Below are 24,036 nucleotides of genomic sequence, written 5' to 3'. Positions count from 1 at the left end.
GGTGATTATGATCAAAGGTTTATATAGAAATACAGACACGAACAGGAAACAATTGGTACCATGGGAAAGGAAAATACTTGACCAATTTGAGGCAAAAATGGCCGATAAAGAAAAACCTTTTCCATGTATACCTGCTACAATAGGCTTTTCATTGAACCAAATCCGATATGGGTTTGTTGGTGATCCACGAAATAACTCTACGATTTTGGAGCTTGCTGGTTTATTACGAAATTTCACGCATGTATCGAGAGAATTAGGAAATTATACCTCACTTATCGTGTTTTATCACATCCCAATGGAAATGAAGGAAATGTGGACAGTGGAACAGTTTGAGCAATTATTTTGGCAACAGTTACATCATCTAGCTACTGTCGATGATATTGCCTGGCCAAGGGATATTCCAACTGATCCACATCACCCGTTGTGGGAATTTTGCTTTGCGGGAGAAAGGTACTTTGTTTATTGTGCAACACCTGCACATGAGCAGCGAAAGAGCAGGCATTTTGATACGATGATGCTTGCAATAACACCTAGGTGGGTATTACAGGATTTTAATAGATCACTTGCTAAAGCTGAAAAAATAAAAGGACAAGTGAGGAAACGATTATCGTATTATGACACTGTTCCTATTCATCCAGATTTAAATATGTATGGAGCAGCAGATAATTTTGAATGGAAGCAATACTTTTTGAGAGATGAAGAAAAATCATTATCAACATGTCCCTATCATAGCATCATGTCGTTTGATAAAGTTGAGAAATAATGTACTATATTTAATAAAAAATTCTTTCAATTCGTATTAAATACTTTAAAAAAATCATAGAATGTTCTAAAATAGAAATTACTAACAATTAAATTATTTCTTAAAATACCAAATGTAATCGGTTCCAAAAATATTCGATGAGGTGATAAGATGGATATGCAGCGAGTACCGGCAAGAGAAGGGGATCATAATCTACAAAACTATGAAAAAGTTCGTGAAACTTTTTCATGGGATGACTTGAAAAAGAACTTTAGCTGGAATGAAACGGGTAAAGTGAATATTGCTCATGAATCAGTTGATCGCCATGCACAAGACCCGACTAAAAAGGATAAGGTTGCTCTACTATACTCGGCACCTGATCGAGAAGAAAAAGTAACATTTGCTGAGCTTAGAAAACAAAGTAATCAGTTTGCCAACGTATTAAAGAAACATCATATAGAAAAAGGTGATCGAGTCTTCTTGTTTATGCCGAGAAGCCCAGAATTTTATGCGGCTTTCTTTGGTATCTTAAAAACAGGAGCAATTGCTGGTCCATTATTTGAGGCATTTATGGAACAAGCTGTACGAGATCGCTTGCAGGATAGTGAAGCAAAAATGCTCATTACCACTCCAGATTTATTAGAACGTGTTCCACAGGATGACTTACCAAATTTAGAAAAGATTGTCCTTGTCGGTAAAAATACGGAAACTTCTGGTAAGTTCATTGATTATTTGAAAGAAATGGAAGTAGCATCTAATGAATTTGATGTGGAGTGGGTAGATTTAGAAGATGGTATGCTGCTCCATTACACCTCTGGTTCAACTGGTAAACCAAAAGGAGTTTATCATGTTCATAATGCTATGATTCAACATTATGCTACAGGTGATTGGGTACTTGATTTGAAGGAGGATGACGTTTACTGGTGTACAGCTGACCCTGGTTGGGTAACTGGAACGAGTTATGGAATTTTTGCACCATGGTTACACGGAGTCACAAATGTCATTCGAGGTGGTCGTTTTTCTCCAGAAGATTGGTACGGAACATTAGAACGTGAAAAGGTAACCGTATGGTATACAGCCCCTACCGCTTTACGCATGTTAGTTAGTGCTGGAGAAGATATCGTTAAAAAGCATGACTTATCTTCATTAAGACATATTATGAGTGTTGGTGAACCTTTGAATCCAGAAGTTATTACGTGGGGATTAAAGGCATTTGATCTACGTATACATGACACATGGTGGATGACCGAAACAGGAGCCCAACTCATCGTAAATATTCCATCAGAAGAAATACGACCAGGTTCAATGGGAAAACCGATTCCAGGTGTTGAGGCCTCGATCGTAGATAATGAAGGAAATGAAATACCACCAAATCAAATGGGGAACTTGGCTATAAAAGCAGGTTGGCCATCCATGATGCGAGCAATATGGAAAAATCCAAGTAAATATGATAGCTATTTTGTAAACGGTTGGTATGTATCTGGTGATAGTGCCTACCGAGATGAAGATGGGTATTTCTGGTTCCAAGGTCGGCTAGATGACGTCATTAATACTGCTGGTGAACGAGTGGGACCGTTTGAAGTAGAGAGTAAATTAATTGAACATCCAGCTGTAGCTGAAGCGGGTGTTATCGGAAAACCGCATCCAGAACGAGGAGAAATCATTAAAGCATTTATTACGTTAAATGATGGATATGAAGAGTCATCTGAACTTCTTGAAGACATCCGTCAGTTTGTAAAAACTGGATTAAGTGCACATGCTGCACCTCGTGAGTTAGAGGTAAGAGAATCTATTCCAAAAACCCGAAGCGGAAAAATTATGCGCCGCTTATTGAAATCATGGGAATTAGGATTACCTACTGGAGATACATCAACATTAGAAGAATAAGTAAAAAGAACCGTTGACCCAATGATGGAGTCAACGGTTTTTTAACGATGGAATTGTTGGTTGTGAGCGAATATTTTAGTTTCTGAGCGAATCTGTGCTGGTTGTGCGCGAATATTTAAATTTCTGAGCGAATAATTCATTTTATGAGCGAATCACCAAAATAGTAGACCTGTCACTAGCTACCAGGTTTCGTAATTGTAAAGTTATCTCGGAGTAACTGCCAGTTTTGTGGAAATGCTAACCCAAGCTTCCAATAACTAATTCCCCTTAAACCTAATTCCTTAATCATATCAAATTTGGCTTGAATGGAACGAGCATCCTCAAACCAAACCTCATGTTCATTTCCATCTGCATCGGTATAGGTGAAAAATGGAGCTTGTGCCGTTGTATCAAATTGAATCGCTACATTATTTTCTCGTGCTAATGCAATAGCTTGCTGCGGGCTAATAGCACGAGCAAATTCACCACCTGGTTCGTATGGTAAAGTCCAATCATATCCGTATAAATTTTGCCCAAGTAATATTTTATTAGCTGGCATTACGGTTAAAGCAAAATCAACTACTCTCCGTACTTGGTCAATTGGTGATACAGCCATTGGAGGACCACCACTATACCCCCATTCATACGTCATCAATACGACAAAATCAACTATTTCTCCATGCGTACCATAGTCATGTGCCTCATACCATTCTCCTTCTTGTTCGGCACTTACCTTTGGGGCTAGTGCGGTAGACATTAATAATCCTTCTTGTGATAGTCGATCCTTTGCTTTCCGTAAAAATGCATTGTATGCTTCTCGATCAGCTGTCGGTAAAAATTCAAAATCAAAATGTACATCCGTAAAACCGACTTGTCGAGCTGTATTTACAATATTGTCTAATAGTGTATTCTGCACAGACTGAACAGTGACGATAATGTGACCAAGATCCGCACTAAATTCCCCTTCCTCTAAATTGGTAACTACTAGCATAAGAGAAGCGTTATTAGCACTGGCTATTTGTGCAAAGTTATTTAATGGTGGTGGATTTAATGTTCCGTCTCGATTAATTTCATAACTAAATGGTGCAAGATAAGATAAAAATGGCGCAGCTTTTCTAGCGGCATTTTCTAAAGTTGATGTTACACTCTCACCGGTTGGTTCTACGTATGCATTAGCTATAATTTCCGGTTTTTCTCGTGGAGGAATGTATAGCCGTAATCCTACAGGTAAGACGCCATCTGTAGGAATGTTATTGATCCGTGCTAACTCCTGAAAAGGTATTCCAAAACGCTGTCCAATTGCATATAAACTATCTCCCGGTTGGACAAAATAGAATTCCCCAACTATAGGTATTACTAAAGATTGCCCTACGACAAGGCTCTCTGCTGGATCTAGTTCATTAGAATCAACTATTGCATTAACCGAACTGCCATATGTATTGGCAATCGAATACAAAGAGTCTCCACTACTGACTACATGAATTTGCAAAAGGGTCCCTCCTTCATTGTGTAAAAAACACATTCTAGTTGTATTTCCAGCTCCAGCGCTCAGTGACATGGACATTCCCTTACCTTCGTACGATAAGGTAACATCCACTTGTTAGATTTATTTTAAGGATGGCCAACTAAAGCTAGGCATTGTTCCTAACGTCGTCATACCGTTCTTAAGCCGAGCGCCTCCACTTTACACATCCTATTCACACTTTATGAAGGGAGTGCTTGTGATATGTCTTAAATAAGATCAATTCCTATTTCGGGCATGCATAATAATATTTCTCTGTTGCCATACAATTTTTAAAATATGTCTATCTTCTGCCACTCCTACAAATCTTTCCTATGGAGTTTGGAAAAGAAGGATCAACATAAAAAAATATAATATTTACAAACAGTAAAGCAGTATTTTTAATTGCGTAACCTCCATGTTATACTCCTTTTAAGTGAAAGTTGAAATATACACAGTTTAAAAGGAAGACATGGGATGATACGAATGGACGAAAAATTTATGCAATTAGCGATAGATGAAGCAGAAAAAGCGAGTGAAGTAGCGGAAGTTCCTATAGGTGCGGTTATTGTATTTCAAGGGAAAGTTATTGCTACGGGACATAATATCCGAGAAAATTCTCAAGAAACATTGTCACATGCTGAATTAATTGCTATTCAAGAAGCTAATAAAAAAATGGGTAGCTGGCGACTAGAAGATTGCACTTTATATGTAACACTTGAGCCATGTCCAATGTGTGCAGGTGCCATTGTTCAATCACGTATGAAGCGAGTGGTATTCGGGGCGTTTGATCCAAAAGCTGGCTGTGCAGGATCGTTAATGAATTTACTAGATGATAATCGATTTAATCATCAGGTTGAGGTAACAAGTGGTACCTTAGAGCAAGAATGCGGAAAGCTCTTAACAGATTTTTTTCGCTCCTTAAGAAATCGTAAAAAATAGTTGTTCTTTTTAGAATAGCATTCTTATCCGGCATTTCCATATACTCTCAGTGATATTCCATTGCTTTTTTACCTGAAAATGTTATAATGGGTATTACCGTGCTAGGCGGGGAGGTAGCGGTGCCCTGTACTCGCAATCCGCTATAGCGAGGCTGAATTCCCATTCCAGGTGGGCGACTTTATGGTCTGCCTTAACGGATTGGTGTTGACGCTTAGGTCCTGCGCAACAGAAACCCATGAATCCTGTCAGGTCCGGAAGGAAGCAGCAGTAAGTGGTCATTTCTGTGTGCCGCGGGGTTACCTAGGCCGAGCCATGAACTTAAGTAACGCATAGGGTCGTTTCATCGAAAATGGGTGCACGGCTTACATAGATAATAAGAACCTCTTGTCGTATGAAGACAAGAGGTTTTATTATGTTTTACACTTTAGCAAATTTAGATAAATAAAAAGTGATAGCTGCTACCCCTATGATGACAATGCGATATATAAACATTAGCCATGATTTAAAGCTTTCGAGGGTCATCTCATTATATTCCGAATATATGTCTAATATTATAATTCCTAAAACTAAGCCTGTTGCAGCAAAAACAGCTGTATAGTAACCTATCTTTTTTCCCCGCTCATCTCTTCCAGCTGTATAATTAAAATGTACCCAATAAATAAAGGCTGTAAAAAATAAAATATTTACGATGAAAATCATAAACTCTCCTCCTTAGAATAAGAAAATACTTCTTCAAGCGACTTTTCGAAAACTTTAGCAATTTCAAATGCAAGGATCAACGATGGATTATAACGATTATGTTCAAGGGCGTTAATTGTTTGACGTGTAACGCCTACTTTCTCTGCTAATTTTTGTTGAGATAGTCTTGCTTGTGTTCTTAGTAAATAAACCTGGTTATCTAATTTTCCTTTTTTCACTATTTATCACCTGGTATCTTATTGATGTAATATATTTTTTACACTTTGTATAAAATATATTACATCACAAAAGTAGCAAATGCAAGCCCTTTCAGTAACTGAAATGGTATACGTTTATTTTGTAAAGAACTCTTACTAAGTCAAATGCATTATAATGGTTCACATTCAAGACTAAAATCGGTATAATTAGAATGAAATCATAGAGGGGAACGTGTATTATGAGTTATCAAGCATTGTATCGCGTATGGCGTCCACGGAATTTCGGGGACGTTGTCGGTCAGACCCATATCACACGTACACTGCAAAATGCAATTATGCAAGAAAAGTTTTCACATGCCTATATTTTCTCGGGTCCACGTGGAACAGGGAAAACGAGTGCAGCGAAAATTTTTGCAAAAACCATTAACTGTGAACGTGCACCTGTAAGTGAGCCATGTAATGAATGTGCGGCATGCCGCGGGATTCAAGATGGTTCCATTTCCGATGTTATCGAGATTGACGCTGCATCTAATACAAGTGTAGATGACATTCGGGAGATAAGAGACAAAGTAAAATATGCATCAAGCGTTGTCCCATATAAAGTGTACATTATTGATGAGGTACATATGATTTCAGTGAATGCGTTTAATGCATTATTAAAGACATTGGAAGAACCACCAAAACATGTTGTCTTTATTTTAGCTACAACAGAACCACATAAAATACCTTTAACGATTATTTCTCGGTGCCAACGGTTTGACTTTAAGCCGATTACTAATCAATCAATTGTGGAACGCATGCAGACAATTCTCGATGCAGAAGGGATTACGGTATCCAAGGAAGCGCTAGATGCGGTTGCTTTAGCTGCAGAAGGTGGAATGCGTGATGCGTTAAGTATTTTAGATCAAGCTATTTCATATAGTGAAGATACGGTTGAGCTTGAAGATGTTCTGGCAGTAACTGGAGCGGTTTCCCAACAAATATTAACGGACATCGTACAATCGATGCTCGATAAAGATGTACAACAAGCGTTGAAGTTACTAGATGATATCATTCAACGTGGGAAAGATCCCGGGAGATTTGTTTATGATTTGATTTACTTCTTGCGTGACCTCTTATTGTATAAAAGCGCACCCAGTTTAGACGGCATTTTAGAACGTGCCTTGATTGATGAACATTTCAAACAATTGTCTACCGTTGTTTCTGAAGCATGGATTCAAGATGCAATTATGCAACTTAATCAATGTCAGCAAGAAATGAAATGGACGAATAATCCGAAAGTATTTATAGAAATAGCAGTACTGACGATTACGAATAGATACCAAGAACAAACGGAACAAGGGCAAGCGGTTGATTCTGAAGCGGTTATGCAGCTAACAAATAAGTTGGCTCAATTAGAAAAGCAGATAGAGAATTTGAAGCAATCTAATGTTGCAGCACAAGGATCTGCACCACCATCAGAGCCCAAAAGAAAGCCACAAGCAAGGGCATCTAAAAACAGTTATAAAATTCCATACGAGAAGATTCGAACGGTTTTACAAGAAGCAGAAAAAACTTCATTGAAAGATGTACAGTCACAATGGGCGGCATTTTTAAATAAACTAAAGACAACGAATGCTCCTGCACATGCAACAATACAGGATAGTAAACCTGCTGCTGCATCGGACAAGGCACTTGTCGTAGCTTTTAAATATGAAATTCATTGTGCGTTATTCTTAGATAATAGAGAATTAGTTGAATCGATACTAGCTAGTATCATTCAAAAGCAGTTGACGATCATTCCAATCCCAGTCAATGACTGGCAAGAATTACGCAATGAATATGTAAAGAAACAAGAAAACTCAACCCCGAAAGAAGAGAATCAGGATGATCCTTTAATTGAGGAAGCTAGAAAATTAGTTGGGGATGATTTGATTGAAATACATGATTGAAAATAGGATACACTAAAACACAAATTTGAAGGAGGCGTTTTCCATGAAAGGTATGGGAAATATGGGTAACATGATGAAGCAAATGCAAAAAATGCAAAAGAAAATGATGAAAGCACAAGATGAATTACATGAAATGTCATTTGAGGCATCTGCTGGTGGTGGCATGGTTACCGTAGTAGCTAACGGAAAAAAAGAAATTACAGATATTCAAATAAAAGAAGAAGTGGTAGATCCAGATGATGTCGATATGCTACAAGATCTTATTCTTGCGGCAACGAACGATGTGTTAAGTCAAATTGATGAAAAAACAAATGATACAATGGGACAATTCACGAAAGGAATGAATATGCCTGGAATGTTCTAAATTAGGAGGAACATCGGATGTATTATCCAGAACCGATTTCAAAGCTAATCGATAGCTTTACAAAATTGCCAGGAATTGGGCCAAAAACAGCAGTCCGTCTGGCATTTTTTGTGTTAAATATGAAAGATGATGATGTGTTGGAATTTGCAAATTCACTCGTCAATGCGAAGCGGGAACTATCCCATTGCTCCATTTGTGGTCATATTACGGATCAGGATCCATGCTCTATTTGCCAAGATTCATCAAGAGATGGTTCCATTATTTGTGTAGTACAAGATCCAAAAGATGTGATCGCAATGGAAAAAATGAAGGAATATAGTGGCAAATACCATGTGTTACACGGTGCTATTTCACCAATGGATGGTATTGGACCAGAGGATATCAATGTTCCGGATTTGATCAATCGATTAAAAGATGAAGAAGTGAATGAATTAATCTTAGCTACAAATCCTAACATTGAGGGGGAAGCAACCGCAATGTATATTTCGCGCCTAGTTAAGCCATCTGGTATTCGCACAACAAGGATTGCACATGGATTGCCAGTTGGAGGCGACTTGGAGTATGCAGATGAAGTCACATTATCGAAAGCGTTAGAGGGTAGGAGAGACTTGTAGAAATAAGGTGACGAAAAGTGGGAAGGAAGAGAAAGAAACGCAAGCGAGAAGTCGACGAAACCTTATTAGATGCACTTTTTACGATTGAGCGTGAATGGAAACAAATTAAATCTTTAGTAAATAAAAGCATTGAGCCTACAATGGATGGTAAAAATAGTGAGTTACTAGCACAGTCTAAATATATGTTTTTACTAAGAGAAGCTCGAGAACGTAAAATAAGTGCAGTAAGGTATAGTAAATAAAGGAAGAGGCAAGGGAATTTATCCCTTGCCTTTTTCTTAAAATTGGATGATGTTGATCCTAAAATTTTTGCAGGATATTATGTATTCAGGCTATTATCACATGTCTGTTGCTCTTTTTACATAGACTGCGAAATAACTTAAAAAGATGGCGCACTTCAGAATAAAAAAGAGCTAAACGGTCGTTCATAGCAGTGATGAAAGCCCGAATGGTGAAAAGAAAATAACCGATGGTCACGTTGCAGTTACTTCGCACCTCACATCAACTATCCATTAATGTTCATACTAAAAAAGAGTAACAACCTTTTAAAAGGCATATTTTAGTTAAGAGAAAGAAGTAGGATTATTTCTTAAAAAAATACTGTATTCAATTAAGCTATATCAAACATATATAAATAATCATATTGCTTATTTCTCGGTTCTTTTTTTCTGTTTCCTATCATAAATACTAGTAATGGGACAAGGAAAAAGGAGTTGATTATCGCTATGAGCTCTACATTAGTTATTACGACCATGGTTGCATTAATTGTAATCTTGTTATTTGTTGGTGCTCCTGTGAAACCGATGCGTTTTATTGCACAAGGAACCGTAAAATTAGGGATTGGTGTATTATTTTTATTTTTCTTGAACGTGCTTGGTGGTTCAATTGGATTGCATATTCCAATTAATTTATTTACAGCTGTTATTTCTGGATTCTTAGGGATTTTTGGAATAGCTTCACTGGTAGCAATTCATATATTTATTATTCCATAGCTATTATCTAATGATCCTATGAAAAAAATTTCAAAGATTTCCGTATAAATTCCGTTAGATTAGGAGAAACTATTTACTAGTTTAACGGAGGTGGGAATGATGGAAGAAAGAATTGCTGAAAATCATCATTGTGGAATTTGCGAGGAAAAGAAACGCCAAGGCATACATTTGTATAACATGTTTATTTGTACGGAATGTGAGTACAATATGATTCACACCGAACCTCGAGAGGAAAAATATCAATATTACTTACAAAAATTAAAAAATATTAATCAACCAACAATGTTTTCATAGATTATATGTATGGCCTTTGTACAATACTTGCAAAGGTCTTTTTTGTTGTTAAGATTATATTAACATCATTTGAAAGGGAAGCTACGATGAAAATGAACCATAACAACACACCATTATTTAGAGAATTAACTAATTTCGCTAGTCGTAATCCACAATCCTTTCATGTTCCGGGGCATAAAAACGGAACTGTGTTTCCGCAAGAAGCGAAAAAATATTTTGATTCCATCCTGCCAATTGATTTAACGGAATTAAAGGGTTTAGATGATTTGCATGCTCCACAAGGAATCATTGCAGAGGCGGAACAATTAGCAGCAGATTATTTTCAAGCAGATCATTCTTTTTTCTTAGTTGGTGGGAGTACGGTAGGTAATTTAGCGATGATCCTAGCAGCATGTTCAGTCGGGGATAAGGTTATCGTTCAGCGAAATAGCCATAAATCAATTATGAACGGATTAGAATTAAGTGGCGCTACACCAATCTTTATTCGTCCAGAATATGATCATGAAGTTGATCGCTATACAGCACCAAGCCTCCAAACAGTTAATGAAGCGATTCGGAAACATCCGGATGCAAAGGCAATTGTTCTTACATACCCAGATTATTTTGGAGAAACATATGCGATAAGAGATATGATCGAAATTGCACATCAAGCGAATATTCCAGTCCTTGTCGATGAAGCACATGGTGTCCATTTTTCTTTAGGAGAACCATTCCCATCACCTGCATTAACACTTGGTGCCGATGTTGTGGTTCAATCAGCTCATAAAATGGCTCCTGCTATGACAATGACTTCCTATTTACATATCAGGTCTCGGTATATGTCTAAAGGACAAATTGCACACTATTTGCAAATGTTGCAATCTAGCAGTCCTTCTTACCCTTTGATGGCATCGTTAGACGTAACTCGTTCTTTCTTGGCTACCTTATCCGAAAAAAATATCGGTGAAATCCTACATAGTGTACAGCAGGTTAGAGAAACATTAACGAAAGGAATTCATTGGAAGGTCTTAACTAGCGATGATCCTCTGAAGCTAATATTACACGTAAATGAGGGCCTTACTGGTTTTGAGGTAGCAAGTTACTTCGAACGTGAAGGTATTTATACCGAGCTCGCGACATCAAATCAAGTTCTAATCATTCACGGTTTAGAACGACTCAAAACAATTATTAAACTTGAAAAAGCAGTAAAAACCATGAATGAACAATTAAAATATAACCAAAACCATGCTACAATAGATGTAAGTATACTTTTTTCAGAGCCTTTACAAGAGTTAGCTTTGTCTTATCAAGAAATGAACAAACAGAAAACAAACAAGGTAACGTTATCGGAAGCTGTCGGATGTATTGCTGCAGAATCCATTATCCCTTATCCACCAGGGATTCCTCTGATTGTAAAAGGTGAAAAAATACAAGAAACACATATAAGTCAGATTAACCAACTAATCGAGCAAGGTGCTACGATTCAGCATTTACACATAGATCAAGGCATCCGAGTTTTTCAGGTGTAAATAAATTTTGTTCAAACGGAGGATGAAGAAGACCTCGTCGGCTTAATTCGCAAAGAAATTCGATATGTCATTTTCATTGGACTTTTTGAACATCCTCTAAAGGAGTAGGAATACGTGAGTGGCTATTTTATAACATTCGAAGGTGGCGAAGGAGCAGGAAAGACTTCTGTACTTCGTTCAACAGAAAAAAAACTTCAAGAACTAGGGTATGATGTTTTATCTACTAGAGAACCAGGTGGTATTGATATTGCCGAAAAAATAAGAGAAATCATTTTAAATCCCGAACATAAAGAAATGGATGGAAGAACAGAAGCTTTATTATATGCTGCAGCAAGAAGACAGCATTTAGTTGAGAAGGTTCTTCCAGCTTTAAACGAAGGAAAAATTATATTATGTGACCGTTTCATCGATAGTAGCCTTGCTTATCAAGGGTACGCAAGAGGATTAGGGATGGATGAGGTATTTGCTATTAATCAATTTGCGATTCAAGATTCCATGCCGAATTTAACTTTATTTTTTAATATCGAACCAAAAAAGGGATTAGACCGCATTATGGTGAATAAAGATAGAGAAAGAAATCGTTTAGATTTGGAGAAAATGAAATTCCATGAAGATGTGTATGAAGCATATCAACAGTTAATTGAACGATTCCCAGATCGTTTTCGGGTTATTGATGCTGATCAAACGATAGAGGAAGTAGAGCAAGAAACCTTGGAAATGGTTCTTCAATTTTTGAATAAAACAAATTCGTAAAGGAGGGATAATCCATGAAATTAATTATTGCTGTTGTTCAAGATAAGGATTCTAATCGATTAACCGATGCACTAGGTAAAGATAATTTTAAGACAACAAAGCTTGCTACAACTGGTGGATTTTTAAAAGAAGGAAATACAACGTTAATGATTGGTTGTGAAGACCAATATGTGGACGATGCATTAGATATTATTCGTGATAATTGTTCCAAACGAGAGCAAATGGTAGCACCTATCTCACCAATGGGAGGGAATGCTGATTCCTATATTCCAAAACCAGTAAAAGTAGAAGTTGGTGGCGCTACAGTATTTATTCTTCCAATCGAATCATTTGTACAATTTTAATTATAAAATGAAGGGGGGCTGAACCAATGAAAATCAGTCAGGAAATGCGATCACAAGTCACTAATAAGAATATCCAATCAAATACAGAGGGGAAACAATCCTTTCAAACCATTGTTCAGTCCCAAACTCAAAAATTGCAACAGTCTGGGTTACAAAAGTTAATGCAAGATATAACGTTACAAGGAAATAAGTTAGCACGTTATCGTTCTTTTAAGGATTTAGTAAAATTTAAACGATTAGTAAAAGGCTTTTTGAAAGAAACCGTTTCAAGTGGACTAGATTTACAAAAATCTCATAGCTTTAGTTTTACGGGTAATAGCCGTAATTTAACAATTGTTAAAGAAATAGACGAGAAATTAATAGAATTAACTGAGGAAATTATGAACCAAGAAAAAAAGACAGTAGACCTGTTAGGACTTATTGGAGAAATAAAAGGTTTACTGATTAATTTATATACATGAGCAGAAGCGAAAGCGCCCGTCGCTGGTGCTAAAGCTGGACGTTAGTTTATAGACTAGGATGGGTTAATATGAAAACGTGGTCAGATGTAGCTGAAGTACAACCACTAGTAAGTAAAATAATAACCAATAGTATAAAAAAAGACCGCGTTTCACATGCATACTTACTACAGGGAGAACGTGGAACCGGTAAAGAAGCTATTGCACGGTTACTTGCCAAAGGTCTGTTTTGTGAGCATAAGCAAGGTGTTGAACCGTGTCATACGTGTACAGCCTGTAAGCGAATTGAATCTAGAAACCACCCAGATGTACACTGGGTGGAACCAGATGGTCAATCTATTAAAATGGATCAGATAAGAAATTTACAAAAAGAATTTACGTATTCTGGAGTAGAATCAAATCAGAAAGTATACATTATTATCGGTGCTGACACGTTAACAGTAAATGCAGCAAATCGCATTCTAAAATTTTTAGAAGAACCAAGTAAAAAAACGACAGCAATCATGCTTACGGAAAATAGTCAATCTATTATCCCTACAATTCGGTCAAGGTGTCAGGTGATTGATCTACAGCCTCTGAACCCAACCAATTTTCAACAACAATTAATAGATGCTGAAGTCCAAGATAGAAGTGCAAAATTAATTAGTGCGTTAACGAATAATTTGGAAGAAGCAATGGCTTTGAACGAAGATGAGTGGTTTGCAACTGCAAGAAAGTTAATGGTACAATTAGTAGAAGCATTTACTGATGCGCCTGATGATGCATACTTATTTATTCATAATCATTGGGTAACCAATTTTAAAGAACGTAAAGAGCAGGAGCAAGGACTGGATCTATTATTGCTCGCTTTTAAGGATATATTATATTTTCATATTGGGAATGAAGACAGGCTAGTAGTTTTCACTCCTGGGGAAGAGCGGCTTGAGCGATTAGGGATGTATTTCTCACAAGAAAAGCTTGTGTCGATCTTACATCACCTATTACAAGCTAAACAAAAATTGAAGCAAAATGTCCATCCAACGTTGGTAATGGAGCAATTGACACTTCAAATTCAGAGGTGATAAAAACGTGATAGAAGTAATAGGTGTTCGCTTTAAAAAAGCGGGTAAAATATATTATTTCGATCCGGACGACCATCAAATCGAGGTAGATAGCTATGTTATCGTCGAGACGGTTCGAGGGATTGAGTTTGGTAAGGTTGTCATTACGAACAAAAATGTAGATGAGGAGGATGTTGTACTCCCATTGAAAAAAGTCATTCGTACAGCGACTGATACGGACAAGATTACCATAGTTGAAAATAAGGAATATGCAGAGAAAGCTTTTAATACATGTACAGAAAAGATCATTGAGCATAAGCTGGATATGAATCTAGTTGATGTAGAATATACCTTTGATCGCAATAAGATCATATTTTACTTTACCGCTGATGGTCGTGTGGATTTTCGCAATTTAGTAAAAGACTTGGCAGCAATGTTTAAGACAAGAATTGAGCTTCGTCAGATTGGTGTGCGTGATGAAGCAAAAATGCTCGGTGGAATCGGTCCATGCGGTAGGATGCTTTGCTGTTCAACTTTCTTAGGAGATTTTGAGCCGGTATCTATTAAAATGGCAAAAGATCAGAATCTATCGTTGAATCCTGCGAAAATATCTGGATTATGTGGTCGTTTAATGTGTTGCTTGAAATATGAGAATGATGATTATGAAGAAGCAAAACGAGAATTACCAGATATAGGGCAGAATGTTAAAACGCCATATGGTCGAGGAAAAGTAGTCGGATTAAATATTTTAGAGCGTTTAATACAAATTGAAATCCCAGAAAAAGAACGTGTTATAGAATATACGTTAGATGAACTCATCGAAGAAGGAATTGTTACAGCTCAGGGCCAAAAATAATGGAGTGGTAGCATGAAAAAGAATAAGAGACAAATATTTGACCAAGTATCGGATATGGAAAAACAAATAGGCGAGTTATATGAACAACTTGGTGATTTAAAAGGAAAGCTTGGCGAACTTTTAGAAGAAAACCATCGCCTGGAAATGGAGAATCATCATTTGCGAAATCGCTTGGATAAAGATCAAGATAGTGTAGCAAATAATGAAGCAACGAATCAACAAAGGCAACCTGCTAAGGACATTCCGAGTGAGGGTCATGATAATTTAGCTAGAATTTATGAAGAGGGCTTCCATATTTGTAATTTAGAATTTGGTAGTCCGAGACAAAATGATGATTGTATGTTTTGTCTTGATTTTCTAAGTAAAAAAAATAAAGTATAATGTATGCTGTCTACGTATCATAAGATACGAGGCAGCATTTTAATATTGTGATGAGATGAAAGGAATATACCATGGTACAATTATTTGACGATGAACGCTTGGATTTTTTAGTAGCGGATGAGAGTTTACAAATCATTCAAAGCCCAACTGCTTTTTCTTTTTCTCTTGATGCGGTTTTACTTTCACATTTTGCCTATGTACCAATTAAAAAGGGATCAATACTTGACTTATGTTCTGGTAATGGAGCTATCCCCCTTTTATTATCTAGGCGAACACAAGCAAAGATTACGGGTGTTGAAATCCAGGACAGAATTATCGACATGGCTAAACGTAGTGTGGAATGCAATGATTTAACAAATCAAATAAACATGATTCACGGAGATTTAAAGGAAATGCAGCCATACTTAGGGCAAAGTAATTTTGATGTTGTTACGTGTAACCCTCCTTATTTTAAAACACCATCACGGACAGAATATAATCAAAATGATTATTTAACGATTGCGAGACATGAAGTGTATTGTACGTTAGAAGATGTTGTAAAAGCGTGTAAGTTACATGTTCGACCAGGAGGAAAAGTAGCCATGGTGCATCGACCTGGTAGGCTTGTTGATATTATAACGACCTTTAGGGCATATAAATTAGAACCAAAACGAATACAGCTTGTCTATCCGAAGAAAGGTAAGGAAGCGAATATGTTACTTGTAGAAGGAATTCGTGATGGGAAGGCAGACTTAACTATTTTACCCCCTCTTTATATATATCAAGAAGATGGTACATATACAGCGGAAGCAAAGGAGATTATATATGGATGAGATCGCATATACGGTATATATTTTAAAATGTAATGATAATACGTTATATACAGGTTATACCAATGACTTGGAGCAACGATTAAAAATGCATGAAAGTGGTAAAGGAGCGAAATATACCCGTGGGCGTGGACCATTTCAAGTCCTGTTTGTGGAAAAATATCCTTCTAAGGAAAAAGCAATGCAACGGGAGTATGAAATAAAACAACTTACTCGTAAAGGGAAGTTCCAGCTAATTCGTGATCAATTGAAAGAGGTTATGCAACATGCAGATACAAAAGAGCTTTGATCAAACTACAGAAGGTGTGTTATATGTCGTTCCAACGCCAATTGGTAACCTCGAAGATATTACATACCGGGCACTAACAATTTTGCAACAAGTATCTGTAATAGCGGCAGAGGATACACGGAACACTATTAAATTATTGAATCACTTTGACATTCCGACTTCACTTATTAGTTATCATGAACATAATAAAATGGAGCGAGAAAACCAACTGGTTTCAAGGATACAAAATGGAGAACAAGTTGCTATAGTAAGCGATGCTGGTATGCCTGCCATATCTGATCCTGGATATGAGTTGGTACAAGCTGTGTTAGAGAATGATTTACCTGTTATTGTTTTACCTGGTGCAAATGCAGCATTATGTGCTCTAGTAGGATCTGGGTTACCTTCAACAGAATTTTATTTTTATGGATTTCTACCGAGGAAGAAAAAAGAAAAAGAAGCGGAACTTATACGTTTAAAAGCTTTAAAAGCAACCCTATTATTTTATGAGTCACCATATCGAATCAAAGAAACTTTAAAAGCTATAAAAGAACAACTAGGTAATCGACAAGTAACGATCGCAAGAGAATTAACTAAACGCTTCGAAGAATATGTACGTGGGAATGCCGAAGAATTGTTAAACTGGGCGGAATCTACAGAGTTAAAAGGTGAATTTTGTTTAGTAGTCGAAGGTAGTGATGAAAAAGAAGCGGATATAATTGATATATGGTGGAGTCATTTATCTGTCATTGACCATGTTGAACATTATATACGTGAAGCAAGCTTGTCGAATAAAGAGGCCATAAAACGGGTTGCAAAAGAAAGACAATTACCAAAACGCGACGTATATCAAGCATATCATATAGAAAATGAAAAGAGCTGACAAAAAAGTCAGCTCTTTTACGTATAATTCTATTACACATTAAATCTTGATTGAATTTCATCTATTAATGCTTTTGCACCTTCTGGACTAAGTACTAGTTTTCCATCTGCTAGTGATACGTTATCATCAGATGTTTCACCTGTTATGTGGCATGACATATTTGGTTGATATTTCTTTAGAACCACTTTGTCATTATCAACATAGATTTCTAAAGGATCTTTGATATTAATATCAAGTGTGCGGCGTAATTCAATTGGAATTACAACTCGTCCAAGTTCATCAACCTTTCTTACAATACCAGTAGACTTCATTATACGTCCCCCTTAATATAAAAAATCATATTTCGTCATTTTTCGACATCTGCTTATTTAATATAATACCAACGATTCCCAATAGTGTCAATAAATTTTTATATAAAACAAAAAATAATGGGAAAATTTGATATATTGATATTCATATACCCGAAATTTTTTATTGTTAAACCTATTTTTTAATATAAATTTGAATTTTTTTGTGCATAATGGTAGGAAGTTTATTGAAAAAAATCCATTCGACAATATTCGACATTTGTAGCAGATTTCAAATTAATGACTGGTAAATAACGGAATAGGAAGCCATCTTTTACGATTAACATGATAATATAATGGAAAACTTGTGTTAAAATCGCTACAATAGAAGCATGAATAATTTGAAAGGTGAATGAGGAGGAAAGGTAATGTCTACGGAAAAGAAAACTTTTTATATAACGACTCCTATTTATTACCCAAGTGGGAAATTACATATAGGTCATGCATACTCCACTGTTGCAGGAGATGCAATATCACGATATAAAAGAATGCGCGGATTTGATGTAATGTACTTAACTGGAACGGATGAGCATGGACAAAAAATCCAACGAAAAGCGGAAGAAAAAGGTGTATCACCTCAGGAATATGTTGATGACATTGTAAGTAGTATTCAAGAGTTGTGGAAAAAACTTGAAATCACGAATGATGATTTTATTCGAACAACACAAGAACGCCATAAAAAAGTAGTAGAAAAAATATTTGACCAGCTAGTAAAACAAGGTGATATTTATCTGGATGAGTACGAAGGCTGGTATTGTACCTCTGATGAGTCATTTTTTACGGAGCGCCAACTTGAAGATGGCCATTGTCCAGATTGTGGGGGTTCAGTTGAAAAGGTAAAAGAAGAGTCTTATTTCTTTAAAATGAGCAAGTATGTAGATCGACTTGTACAATATTATGATGAGCATCCAGAATTCATTCAACCAGTAAGTCGTAAAAATGAAATGCTAAGTAATTTTATTAATCCGGGATTAGAGGATTTGGCAGTCTCTCGAACAACGTTTGACTGGGGAGTTAAAGTTCCTGGTGATCCGAAGCATGTTATTTATGTTTGGGTTGATGCATTAAGTAATTATATTACAGCCCTTGGATATGGTACAGATAATGATGAAAAATATCAAAAATATTGGCCAGCTGATGTGCATTTAATGAGTAAAGAAATTGTTCGTTTCCATACTATTTATTGGCCAATCATGCTAATGGCGCTTGATTTACCATTACCAAAGAAAGTATTTGCACATGGTTGGATTTTGATGAAAGATGGCAAGATGTCGAAATCAAAAGGTAATGTCGTTGACCCTGTGAGTCTAATAGATCGTTATGGATTAGATGCCTTACGATATTATTTATTACGTGAAGTACCATTTGGTTCAGATGGTGTCTTTACGCCAGAAGGATTTGTAGAACGGACAAACTTTGATTTAGCAAACGACCTTGGAAACTTATTAAATCGTACGGTTGCAATGATTGAAAAATATTTTAATGGGGAGATCCCAGCATATGTTGCCTCAGAAACAGAGGTTGATCAATCCTTAGAAGCGTTTACGAAAGAAACGATTGAGAAAGTGGAAAAGGCATTGGAAGATATGCAATTTTCGGTAGCACTTTCTTCCTTATGGCAATTAATTAGTAGAACAAATAAATATATTGATGAAACAGAACCATGGGTTTTAGCTAAAGATGATAGTAAGAAGGATCGACTAGGAAATGTTATGGCTCACTTAGCAGATTCATTACGTATTGTTGCTGTTATGCTTCAGCCGTTCTTAACAAAATCCCCAACTGAAATATTCAAACAGCTGGGTATAACGGATGATTCCTTAAAAGAATGGGATACTGTATATAATCATGGATTAATAAAAGCGGGAACCAAGGTGGAAAAAGGGCATCCTATTTTTCCTCGTTTAGATGTCGATGAGGAAGTAGCTGCGATTAAGGCGATGATGAAAAAGCCAGTAGAAGAAAAGAAAGAGGAAACAAAACTACCGGAGACAAAAGAGCAAATTGTCTATGATGATTTTATGAAGCTTGATCTAAGAGTTGCTGAAATAGTTAAAGCTGAAAAAATGAAAAAAGCAAATAAATTATTGAAGCTTCAAATAGATTTAGGTGCAGAAAAACGACAAGTTATCTCCGGTATTGCGGAACATTATCAAACGGACGATTTGATTGGTAGAAAGGTTATTTGTGTTACAAATCTTAAGCCAGTTAAATTGCGAGGAGAAATGTCAGAAGGTATGATCCTTTCTGGTGAAGATGAAGAGGGTAAGTTATCCCTTGCAACAGTGGAAAGTGATTTACCAAATGGTTCTGTAGTAAAATAAGTGAATTCAAGGTCTTCTTCTACAATAGTGGAAGCTGACCTTTTCTTTTGGAGGTTGATAGGATGTTATTTGATACGCATGTACACGTTAATGCAAGACAATTTATCGAAGATCGAGATGAAGTGATTCAACGTGCATTTGATACAGGTGTTAAATATATGGTTGTGGTAGGTTTTGATCGAGAAACGATTCCACTAGCAATAGAGATTGCCGAACAGTATGATACGATTTATGCTGCTGTTGGCTGGCATCCAGTGGATGCGATTGATATGAAAGATGAGGACCTAGCCTGGATTGAGGAGCTATCGTCACATCCGAAAGTAGTAGCAATTGGTGAAATGGGTCTAGATTATCATTGGGATAAATCACCAAAGGAAATACAAAAGGAAGTATTTCGCAAACAAATTCGTTTAGCGAAGAAAGTAAATATGCCAATCATCATACACAATCGAGAAGCAACAGAAGACATTATTGAAATTTTACAGGAGGAAGATGCGAAAGAAGTTGGAGGTATCATGCATTGCTACAATGACTCTATAAGTTATGTGCAAGCATGTCTAGAAATGAACTTCTACATTTCTCTCGGTGGGCCAGTAACATTTAAAAATGCCCCCTTACCAAAAGAAGTAGCAGCAAGTGTACCATTAAACCGCTTGTTAGTTGAGACAGATGCACCATTTCTCGCACCACACCCAAATCGCGGAAAACGAAATGAACCCGCATATGTAAAATTAGTTGCTGAAAAAATTGCCGAATTAAGGGGTTTGTCATTCGATGAAATAAGTAAAAATACGACTGATAATGCATTTACTTTATTTGGGATAAAATGAAAATAATTTGGAATAAATGGGTATATTTACATGGGTAATTTATACAATAAGTAAAGACTAGTGCAAAATCTAGTCTTTTTTTTATGCCAAAAGCAACAATCTTAAACGCAGTAATACCAACGGATTACAGCATATACATGTCCGATTGTAATGAAATTGTAAAACAAACGTAATCGTTTATGCTTTGACTTTGCATACTAGTGTTTATATAATCAAACACGATTAAGGAGGCATGTAGCATGCGAAATTTTTCAAAGCTATTGCCGGCCTCAAAAATGAAGCTGGTTATTTCAAGTATCGGTGTGCTGATTCTTGTCGCTTTCTCTTCTTTGATACTTTATGAAGCAACAAAGGCAGATGTGACACTTTCAGATAATGGTGAAGTTCAAACCATTAAAACACACGCTGATACCGTAAAAGAACTGCTTGAAGAAGTAGCTATTACTGTTGGCGAACATGATGCATTATCCCATTCACTAGATGCAGAAATCGAAAACGGTATGGAAATAGAATACAAAACTGCCAAACAGATTATTGTTACGATTGATGGCGAAGAAAAAGAATATTATACGGTATCTGATACCGTCGGCGCTTTCTTAGCAGAAAATAATCTTTCATTTTCCGATCGTGATGATATTTCACATAACAAAGATGAAGCAATTACCGATGGTTTACATTTAGCTGTTAATCAAGCATTTCAAGTTACCATTAATGATGGCGGGGATGAAGAAAAGGTTTGGACTACAGGTGGAACGATTCAGGAATTATTAGATTCAAATAATATTTCACTATCCGACCAAGATAAAGTCGAACCTGCTGTCAAAGAAGATGTCAAAAATGACATCAAGGTTAATATTGTTCGTGTTGAAACAAAAACAGAAGAAGTTGAAGAAGCAATTGCTTTTAGAACAGAAACACGAGAAGACAATACACTTGAAAAAGGGAAGAAAAAAGTTCTAGCTAAAGGTCAAGATGGTAAGATCGTTAAAATATACGAGGTGACCTTTGAAAACGGTAAAGAAGTTAGCCGTGAATTAATTGATGAAGAAGTATCTCAAGATAGTGAGAATCGTGTAGTTGCAGTGGGCACGAAAAAACCTGCCCAAAATCTGACTACATTATCATCAGGAAATAAACCATCTGGTGGAAAAGAGTTTACTATGACTGCAAGTGCGTATACCGCCAGTTGTAGCGGATGTTCTGGCTATACTACTACGGGTATTAATTTAAATGATAACCCTAATATGAAAGTTATTGCTGTCGATCCATCTGTTATTCCATTAGGATCAAAAGTATGGGTTGAAGGCTATGGAGAAGCGATAGCTGGTGACACTGGTGGACATATTCAGGGGAATCGTATTGATGTTCATGTACCAACTAAATCAGCTGCGTATAGTTGGGGAGTAAGAACAGTTAAAGTGAAAATAATCGATTAAATTATGAAATGAATGCTCTTGCCATGTATAATGGTAAGAGCATTATTTTTTGCTAGAGAGAAGGAGTAAGACTTATCTCTCTACAAGAGTTTATGAAGTTTTTAAATAAAAGTGAGGAAACGATTTTGAAAATAAAAGAAGTAATTGTAGTTGAAGGAAGAGACGATACAACGAAAATTAAACTAGCTGTTGATGCAGACACAATTGAAACGAATGGCTCTGCTATCAATCAAAAAATACTAAAACAAATCCAACACGCAAAGGATAAACGTGGCGTTATTATTTTTACCGATCCAGACTATCCTGGGGAGAGGATTCGTCATATCATTAATCAAGCTGTCCCAGGTTGCAAACACGCCTTTTTAACACAGGATAAAGCACGAGCGAAGCATCCAGATAATAAAAGCTTAGGAATAGAGCATGCATCGATTGAATCTATCCAACAAGCTTTAGCTGATGTATATGAATTAGTAGAATGGGAAGAGAATGAGATTACAAAAGAGGACTTAATTGTAAATCGACTCATTGGTGGACCAGGAGCAAGTGATAGGAGAGAACGGCTTGGTGAGTTATTGCAAATTGGACATACTAACGGAAAACAATTGCTAAAGCGATTATCAATGTTTCAAATAACGAAAAGTCAGTTCGACCAAGCGATGGAAACTTTGCAACAGGAGGATAGTAGCCATGAATACAAATAGATATATTGCGACTCCAATCCGAACAAAAGAGATCCTAAATAAATATAAATTTACGTTTAAAAAAAGCTTAGGTCAAAATTTCTTAATTGATGTAAATATATTAAAAAATATTATTAAACATGCTGGAATAAACAAAGAAACAGGTGCAATAGAAATTGGACCAGGTATTGGTGCGCTTACGGAGCAATTGGCAGTACATGCTGATAACGTAGTGGCTTATGAAATAGATCAACGATTATTACCTATTTTGGATGATACGCTTCAAGGGTATTCAAACGTTCGAGTCATCCATGAGGATATATTAAAAGCGAATGTCCATGAGATGATAAAGGAACAGTTTGAACCGGAACAACCGGTACATATTGTAGCAAACTTACCTTACTACATCACAACGCCGATATTAATGAAATTATTGCGGGAAAAACTACCTGTCTCTAGTCTTACTGTGATGATACAGAAAGAAGTAGCAGATCGTATGGCAGCGAAACCAAATAGTAAAAGTTATGGCTCTTTAACAATTGCCATACAATATTACACACATGCTGAAGTTGTAATGAATGTGCCCAAAAGTGTATTTATGCCTCAACCGAACGTTGATTCGAGTATATTAAAGCTAACAACCAGAGAGAAACCACCTGTTCATGTCGATAATGAGGATTATTTCTTTCCAATCGTACAAGCGTGTTTTGCTCAGCGTAGAAAAACATTACGGAATAATTTAACTAGCCATTTTAAAGATGTATATGATAAAGGGGAAATTACAACTATTCTAAACGAGATTGGAATTGATGGAACAAGACGTGGCGAATCATTGACGATGGAAGAGTTCGCTATTTTAGCAAATTCTTTTTATAAACGTAGTCTTTAAATAAGGCGCTTTTCACAGGCTTGTGATGAGTCAGGTACTTCTGAATATGCTTCTTTATTCCTTTGCGCCTACGAAGCGAAACAAGAGG

The 24,036-nt window shown here is 36.5% G+C and carries 28 protein-coding genes and 1 other RNA gene; 25 read left to right on the top strand and 4 right to left on the bottom strand.

The genetic code is table 11. The features are described from left to right. Positions 1-7: 7 nt before the first annotated feature. Complete coding sequence (locus ACFSTA_RS18155; RefSeq protein ID WP_377558255.1) at positions 8-763, top strand: YqcI/YcgG family protein; 756 nt, start codon at positions 8-10, stop codon at positions 761-763. A gap of 150 nt (positions 764-913) precedes the next feature. After that, entirely contained in the window at positions 914-2,629 is a 1,716-nt protein-coding gene (gene acsA, locus ACFSTA_RS18150) for an acetate--CoA ligase (RefSeq protein ID WP_377558254.1), read from the top strand. 175 nt (positions 2,630-2,804) lie between these two features. Here the strand turns inward: acsA and ACFSTA_RS18145 are convergent, their stop codons facing one another. Continuing rightward, positions 2,805-4,097, bottom strand: a complete 1,293-nt coding sequence (locus ACFSTA_RS18145; RefSeq protein ID WP_377558253.1) for a LysM peptidoglycan-binding domain-containing protein — start codon at positions 4,095-4,097, stop codon at positions 2,805-2,807. A 489-nt stretch (positions 4,098-4,586) separates the two neighbouring features. Here ACFSTA_RS18145 and tadA point away from each other — a divergent pair, with 489 nt between their 5' ends. Together tadA and ffs are read left to right on the top strand one after the other, a co-directional pair. Next, positions 4,587-5,051: a tRNA adenosine(34) deaminase TadA gene (gene tadA, locus ACFSTA_RS18140; protein ID WP_377558252.1), complete on the top strand. Its 465-nt coding sequence runs from the start codon at positions 4,587-4,589 to the stop codon at positions 5,049-5,051. A 96-nt stretch (positions 5,052-5,147) separates the two neighbouring features. Further along, an RNA gene (gene ffs / locus ACFSTA_RS18135) (signal recognition particle sRNA large type) lies at positions 5,148-5,412 on the top strand. Positions 5,413-5,468: 56 nt separating this feature from the next. On the opposite strand, the gene ACFSTA_RS18130 is transcribed toward ffs, so the two are convergent. After that, positions 5,469-5,750: a hypothetical protein gene (locus ACFSTA_RS18130; RefSeq protein ID WP_377558251.1), complete on the bottom strand. Its 282-nt coding sequence runs from the start codon at positions 5,748-5,750 to the stop codon at positions 5,469-5,471. Beyond that, positions 5,747-5,971, bottom strand: coding sequence for a helix-turn-helix transcriptional regulator (locus tag ACFSTA_RS18125; RefSeq protein WP_377558348.1), 225 nt, complete (start codon positions 5,969-5,971; stop codon positions 5,747-5,749). The genes ACFSTA_RS18130 and ACFSTA_RS18125 overlap by 4 nt, the downstream gene beginning before the upstream one ends. Before the next feature lie 215 nt (positions 5,972-6,186). Here ACFSTA_RS18125 and dnaX point away from each other — a divergent pair, with 215 nt between their 5' ends. The 16 genes from dnaX (at position 6,187) to rsmI (ending at position 17,442) form a co-directional block, all read left to right on the top strand. Further along, positions 6,187-7,878 (top strand): DNA polymerase III subunit gamma/tau, encoded by a 1,692-nt coding sequence (gene dnaX / locus ACFSTA_RS18120; RefSeq protein WP_377558250.1) that lies wholly within the window; start codon positions 6,187-6,189, stop codon positions 7,876-7,878. Positions 7,879-7,921: 43 nt separating this feature from the next. Then, positions 7,922-8,242, top strand: a complete 321-nt coding sequence (locus ACFSTA_RS18115) for a YbaB/EbfC family nucleoid-associated protein (RefSeq protein ID WP_377558249.1) — start codon at positions 7,922-7,924, stop codon at positions 8,240-8,242. A 17-nt stretch (positions 8,243-8,259) separates the two neighbouring features. Continuing rightward, complete coding sequence (gene recR, locus ACFSTA_RS18110; protein WP_377558248.1) at positions 8,260-8,856, top strand: recombination mediator RecR; 597 nt, start codon at positions 8,260-8,262, stop codon at positions 8,854-8,856. 17 nt (positions 8,857-8,873) lie between these two features. Next, positions 8,874-9,098, top strand: a complete 225-nt coding sequence (locus tag ACFSTA_RS18105) for a YaaL family protein (RefSeq protein ID WP_377558247.1) — start codon at positions 8,874-8,876, stop codon at positions 9,096-9,098. A gap of 483 nt (positions 9,099-9,581) precedes the next feature. Continuing rightward, positions 9,582-9,848 (top strand): pro-sigmaK processing inhibitor BofA family protein, encoded by a 267-nt coding sequence (locus ACFSTA_RS18100; RefSeq protein WP_377558246.1) that lies wholly within the window; start codon positions 9,582-9,584, stop codon positions 9,846-9,848. 99 nt (positions 9,849-9,947) lie between these two features. Next, positions 9,948-10,142, top strand: a complete 195-nt coding sequence (locus ACFSTA_RS18095) for a sigma factor G inhibitor Gin (protein ID WP_377558245.1) — start codon at positions 9,948-9,950, stop codon at positions 10,140-10,142. Between the two features lie 86 nt (positions 10,143-10,228). Continuing rightward, the gene (locus ACFSTA_RS18090) at positions 10,229-11,650 is read left to right on the top strand and encodes an aminotransferase class I/II-fold pyridoxal phosphate-dependent enzyme (protein ID WP_377558244.1); all 1,422 of its coding nucleotides are present in this window, start codon (positions 10,229-10,231) and stop codon (positions 11,648-11,650) included. A gap of 114 nt (positions 11,651-11,764) precedes the next feature. Further along, the gene (gene tmk, locus ACFSTA_RS18085; RefSeq protein WP_377558243.1) at positions 11,765-12,403 is read left to right on the top strand and encodes a dTMP kinase; all 639 of its coding nucleotides are present in this window, start codon (positions 11,765-11,767) and stop codon (positions 12,401-12,403) included. Between the two features lie 14 nt (positions 12,404-12,417). Continuing rightward, positions 12,418-12,747: a cyclic-di-AMP receptor gene (locus ACFSTA_RS18080; RefSeq protein WP_377558241.1), complete on the top strand. Its 330-nt coding sequence runs from the start codon at positions 12,418-12,420 to the stop codon at positions 12,745-12,747. A gap of 26 nt (positions 12,748-12,773) precedes the next feature. Beyond that, positions 12,774-13,208 carry a YaaR family protein gene (locus ACFSTA_RS18075; protein ID WP_377558240.1) on the top strand — a complete coding sequence of 145 codons (435 nt, stop codon included), beginning with the start codon at positions 12,774-12,776 and terminating at the stop codon, positions 13,206-13,208. A 68-nt stretch (positions 13,209-13,276) separates the two neighbouring features. Then, positions 13,277-14,266: a DNA polymerase III subunit delta' gene (holB, locus tag ACFSTA_RS18070; RefSeq protein WP_377558239.1), complete on the top strand. Its 990-nt coding sequence runs from the start codon at positions 13,277-13,279 to the stop codon at positions 14,264-14,266. A gap of 7 nt (positions 14,267-14,273) precedes the next feature. Next, the gene (locus ACFSTA_RS18065) at positions 14,274-15,101 is read left to right on the top strand and encodes a PSP1 domain-containing protein (RefSeq protein WP_377558238.1); all 828 of its coding nucleotides are present in this window, start codon (positions 14,274-14,276) and stop codon (positions 15,099-15,101) included. 12 nt (positions 15,102-15,113) lie between these two features. Beyond that, a complete protein-coding gene (gene yabA, locus ACFSTA_RS18060) occupies positions 15,114-15,482 on the top strand; it encodes a DNA replication initiation control protein YabA (protein ID WP_377558236.1) in 369 nt (122 codons plus the stop codon). A gap of 71 nt (positions 15,483-15,553) precedes the next feature. After that, positions 15,554-16,294, top strand: coding sequence for a tRNA1(Val) (adenine(37)-N6)-methyltransferase (locus ACFSTA_RS18055; protein ID WP_377558235.1), 741 nt, complete (start codon positions 15,554-15,556; stop codon positions 16,292-16,294). Further along, positions 16,287-16,580, top strand: a complete 294-nt coding sequence (locus ACFSTA_RS18050; protein WP_377558234.1) for a GIY-YIG nuclease family protein — start codon at positions 16,287-16,289, stop codon at positions 16,578-16,580. The genes ACFSTA_RS18055 and ACFSTA_RS18050 overlap by 8 nt, the downstream gene beginning before the upstream one ends. Next, positions 16,558-17,442: a 16S rRNA (cytidine(1402)-2'-O)-methyltransferase gene (gene rsmI, locus ACFSTA_RS18045; protein WP_377558232.1), complete on the top strand. Its 885-nt coding sequence runs from the start codon at positions 16,558-16,560 to the stop codon at positions 17,440-17,442. Before ACFSTA_RS18050 ends, rsmI begins: the two co-directional genes overlap by 23 nt. 32 nt (positions 17,443-17,474) lie before the next feature. Here rsmI and ACFSTA_RS18040 read toward each other — a convergent pair whose 3' ends face one another. Beyond that, entirely contained in the window at positions 17,475-17,753 is a 279-nt protein-coding gene (locus ACFSTA_RS18040; protein WP_377558231.1) for an AbrB/MazE/SpoVT family DNA-binding domain-containing protein, read from the bottom strand. Positions 17,754-18,157: 404 nt separating this feature from the next. On the opposite strand from ACFSTA_RS18040, the gene metG reads away from it, so the two are divergent. The 5 genes from metG (at position 18,158) to rsmA (ending at position 23,948) form a co-directional block, all read left to right on the top strand. Further along, positions 18,158-20,113, top strand: coding sequence for a methionine--tRNA ligase (gene metG, locus ACFSTA_RS18035; protein ID WP_377558230.1), 1,956 nt, complete (start codon positions 18,158-18,160; stop codon positions 20,111-20,113). Between the two features lie 62 nt (positions 20,114-20,175). Further along, positions 20,176-20,943, top strand: coding sequence for a TatD family hydrolase (locus ACFSTA_RS18030; RefSeq protein WP_377558229.1), 768 nt, complete (start codon positions 20,176-20,178; stop codon positions 20,941-20,943). Between the two features lie 239 nt (positions 20,944-21,182). Next, complete coding sequence (locus ACFSTA_RS18025; protein WP_377558228.1) at positions 21,183-22,379, top strand: ubiquitin-like domain-containing protein; 1,197 nt, start codon at positions 21,183-21,185, stop codon at positions 22,377-22,379. Between the two features lie 125 nt (positions 22,380-22,504). Beyond that, a complete protein-coding gene (rnmV, locus tag ACFSTA_RS18020; protein WP_377558227.1) occupies positions 22,505-23,080 on the top strand; it encodes a ribonuclease M5 in 576 nt (191 codons plus the stop codon). Next, entirely contained in the window at positions 23,067-23,948 is an 882-nt protein-coding gene (gene rsmA / locus ACFSTA_RS18015; protein ID WP_377558226.1) for a 16S rRNA (adenine(1518)-N(6)/adenine(1519)-N(6))-dimethyltransferase RsmA, read from the top strand. The genes rnmV and rsmA overlap by 14 nt, the downstream gene beginning before the upstream one ends. Positions 23,949-24,036: the final 88 nt, after the last annotated feature.

Source organism: Ornithinibacillus salinisoli, from assembly GCF_042684965.1.
Taxonomy (GTDB): domain Bacteria; phylum Bacillota; class Bacilli; order Bacillales; family Amphibacillaceae; genus Ornithinibacillus; species Ornithinibacillus salinisoli.
Note: the sequence above shows the minus strand (reverse complement) of the source record. Positions and strands in the feature narration are given on the sequence as shown.

Bases quoted from the DNA above. Each gene is read 5' to 3' on its own strand.
- ACFSTA_RS18155 (WP_377558255.1), top strand. From the start codon at position 8: ATGATCAAAGGTTTATATAGAAATACAGACACGAACAGGAAACAATTG.
- acsA (WP_377558254.1), top strand. From the start codon at position 914: ATGGATATGCAGCGAGTACCGGCAAGAGAAGGGGATCATAATCTACAA.
- tadA (WP_377558252.1), top strand. From the start codon at position 4,587: ATGATACGAATGGACGAAAAATTTATGCAATTAGCGATAGATGAAGCA.
- ACFSTA_RS18130 (WP_377558251.1), bottom strand. From the start codon at position 5,750: ATGATTTTCATCGTAAATATTTTATTTTTTACAGCCTTTATTTATTGG.
- dnaX (WP_377558250.1), top strand. From the start codon at position 6,187: ATGAGTTATCAAGCATTGTATCGCGTATGGCGTCCACGGAATTTCGGG.
- ACFSTA_RS18115 (WP_377558249.1), top strand. From the start codon at position 7,922: ATGAAAGGTATGGGAAATATGGGTAACATGATGAAGCAAATGCAAAAA.
- recR (WP_377558248.1), top strand. From the start codon at position 8,260: ATGTATTATCCAGAACCGATTTCAAAGCTAATCGATAGCTTTACAAAA.
- ACFSTA_RS18100 (WP_377558246.1), top strand. From the start codon at position 9,582: ATGAGCTCTACATTAGTTATTACGACCATGGTTGCATTAATTGTAATC.
- ACFSTA_RS18095 (WP_377558245.1), top strand. From the start codon at position 9,948: ATGGAAGAAAGAATTGCTGAAAATCATCATTGTGGAATTTGCGAGGAA.
- ACFSTA_RS18090 (WP_377558244.1), top strand. From the start codon at position 10,229: ATGAAAATGAACCATAACAACACACCATTATTTAGAGAATTAACTAAT.
- ACFSTA_RS18080 (WP_377558241.1), top strand. From the start codon at position 12,418: ATGAAATTAATTATTGCTGTTGTTCAAGATAAGGATTCTAATCGATTA.
- ACFSTA_RS18075 (WP_377558240.1), top strand. From the start codon at position 12,774: ATGAAAATCAGTCAGGAAATGCGATCACAAGTCACTAATAAGAATATC.
- holB (WP_377558239.1), top strand. From the start codon at position 13,277: ATGAAAACGTGGTCAGATGTAGCTGAAGTACAACCACTAGTAAGTAAA.
- yabA (WP_377558236.1), top strand. From the start codon at position 15,114: ATGAAAAAGAATAAGAGACAAATATTTGACCAAGTATCGGATATGGAA.
- ACFSTA_RS18055 (WP_377558235.1), top strand. From the start codon at position 15,554: ATGGTACAATTATTTGACGATGAACGCTTGGATTTTTTAGTAGCGGAT.
- ACFSTA_RS18050 (WP_377558234.1), top strand. From the start codon at position 16,287: ATGGATGAGATCGCATATACGGTATATATTTTAAAATGTAATGATAAT.
- rsmI (WP_377558232.1), top strand. From the start codon at position 16,558: ATGCAGATACAAAAGAGCTTTGATCAAACTACAGAAGGTGTGTTATAT.
- ACFSTA_RS18040 (WP_377558231.1), bottom strand. From the start codon at position 17,753: ATGAAGTCTACTGGTATTGTAAGAAAGGTTGATGAACTTGGACGAGTT.
- metG (WP_377558230.1), top strand. From the start codon at position 18,158: ATGTCTACGGAAAAGAAAACTTTTTATATAACGACTCCTATTTATTAC.
- ACFSTA_RS18030 (WP_377558229.1), top strand. From the start codon at position 20,176: ATGTTATTTGATACGCATGTACACGTTAATGCAAGACAATTTATCGAA.
- ACFSTA_RS18025 (WP_377558228.1), top strand. From the start codon at position 21,183: ATGCGAAATTTTTCAAAGCTATTGCCGGCCTCAAAAATGAAGCTGGTT.
- rsmA (WP_377558226.1), top strand. From the start codon at position 23,067: ATGAATACAAATAGATATATTGCGACTCCAATCCGAACAAAAGAGATC.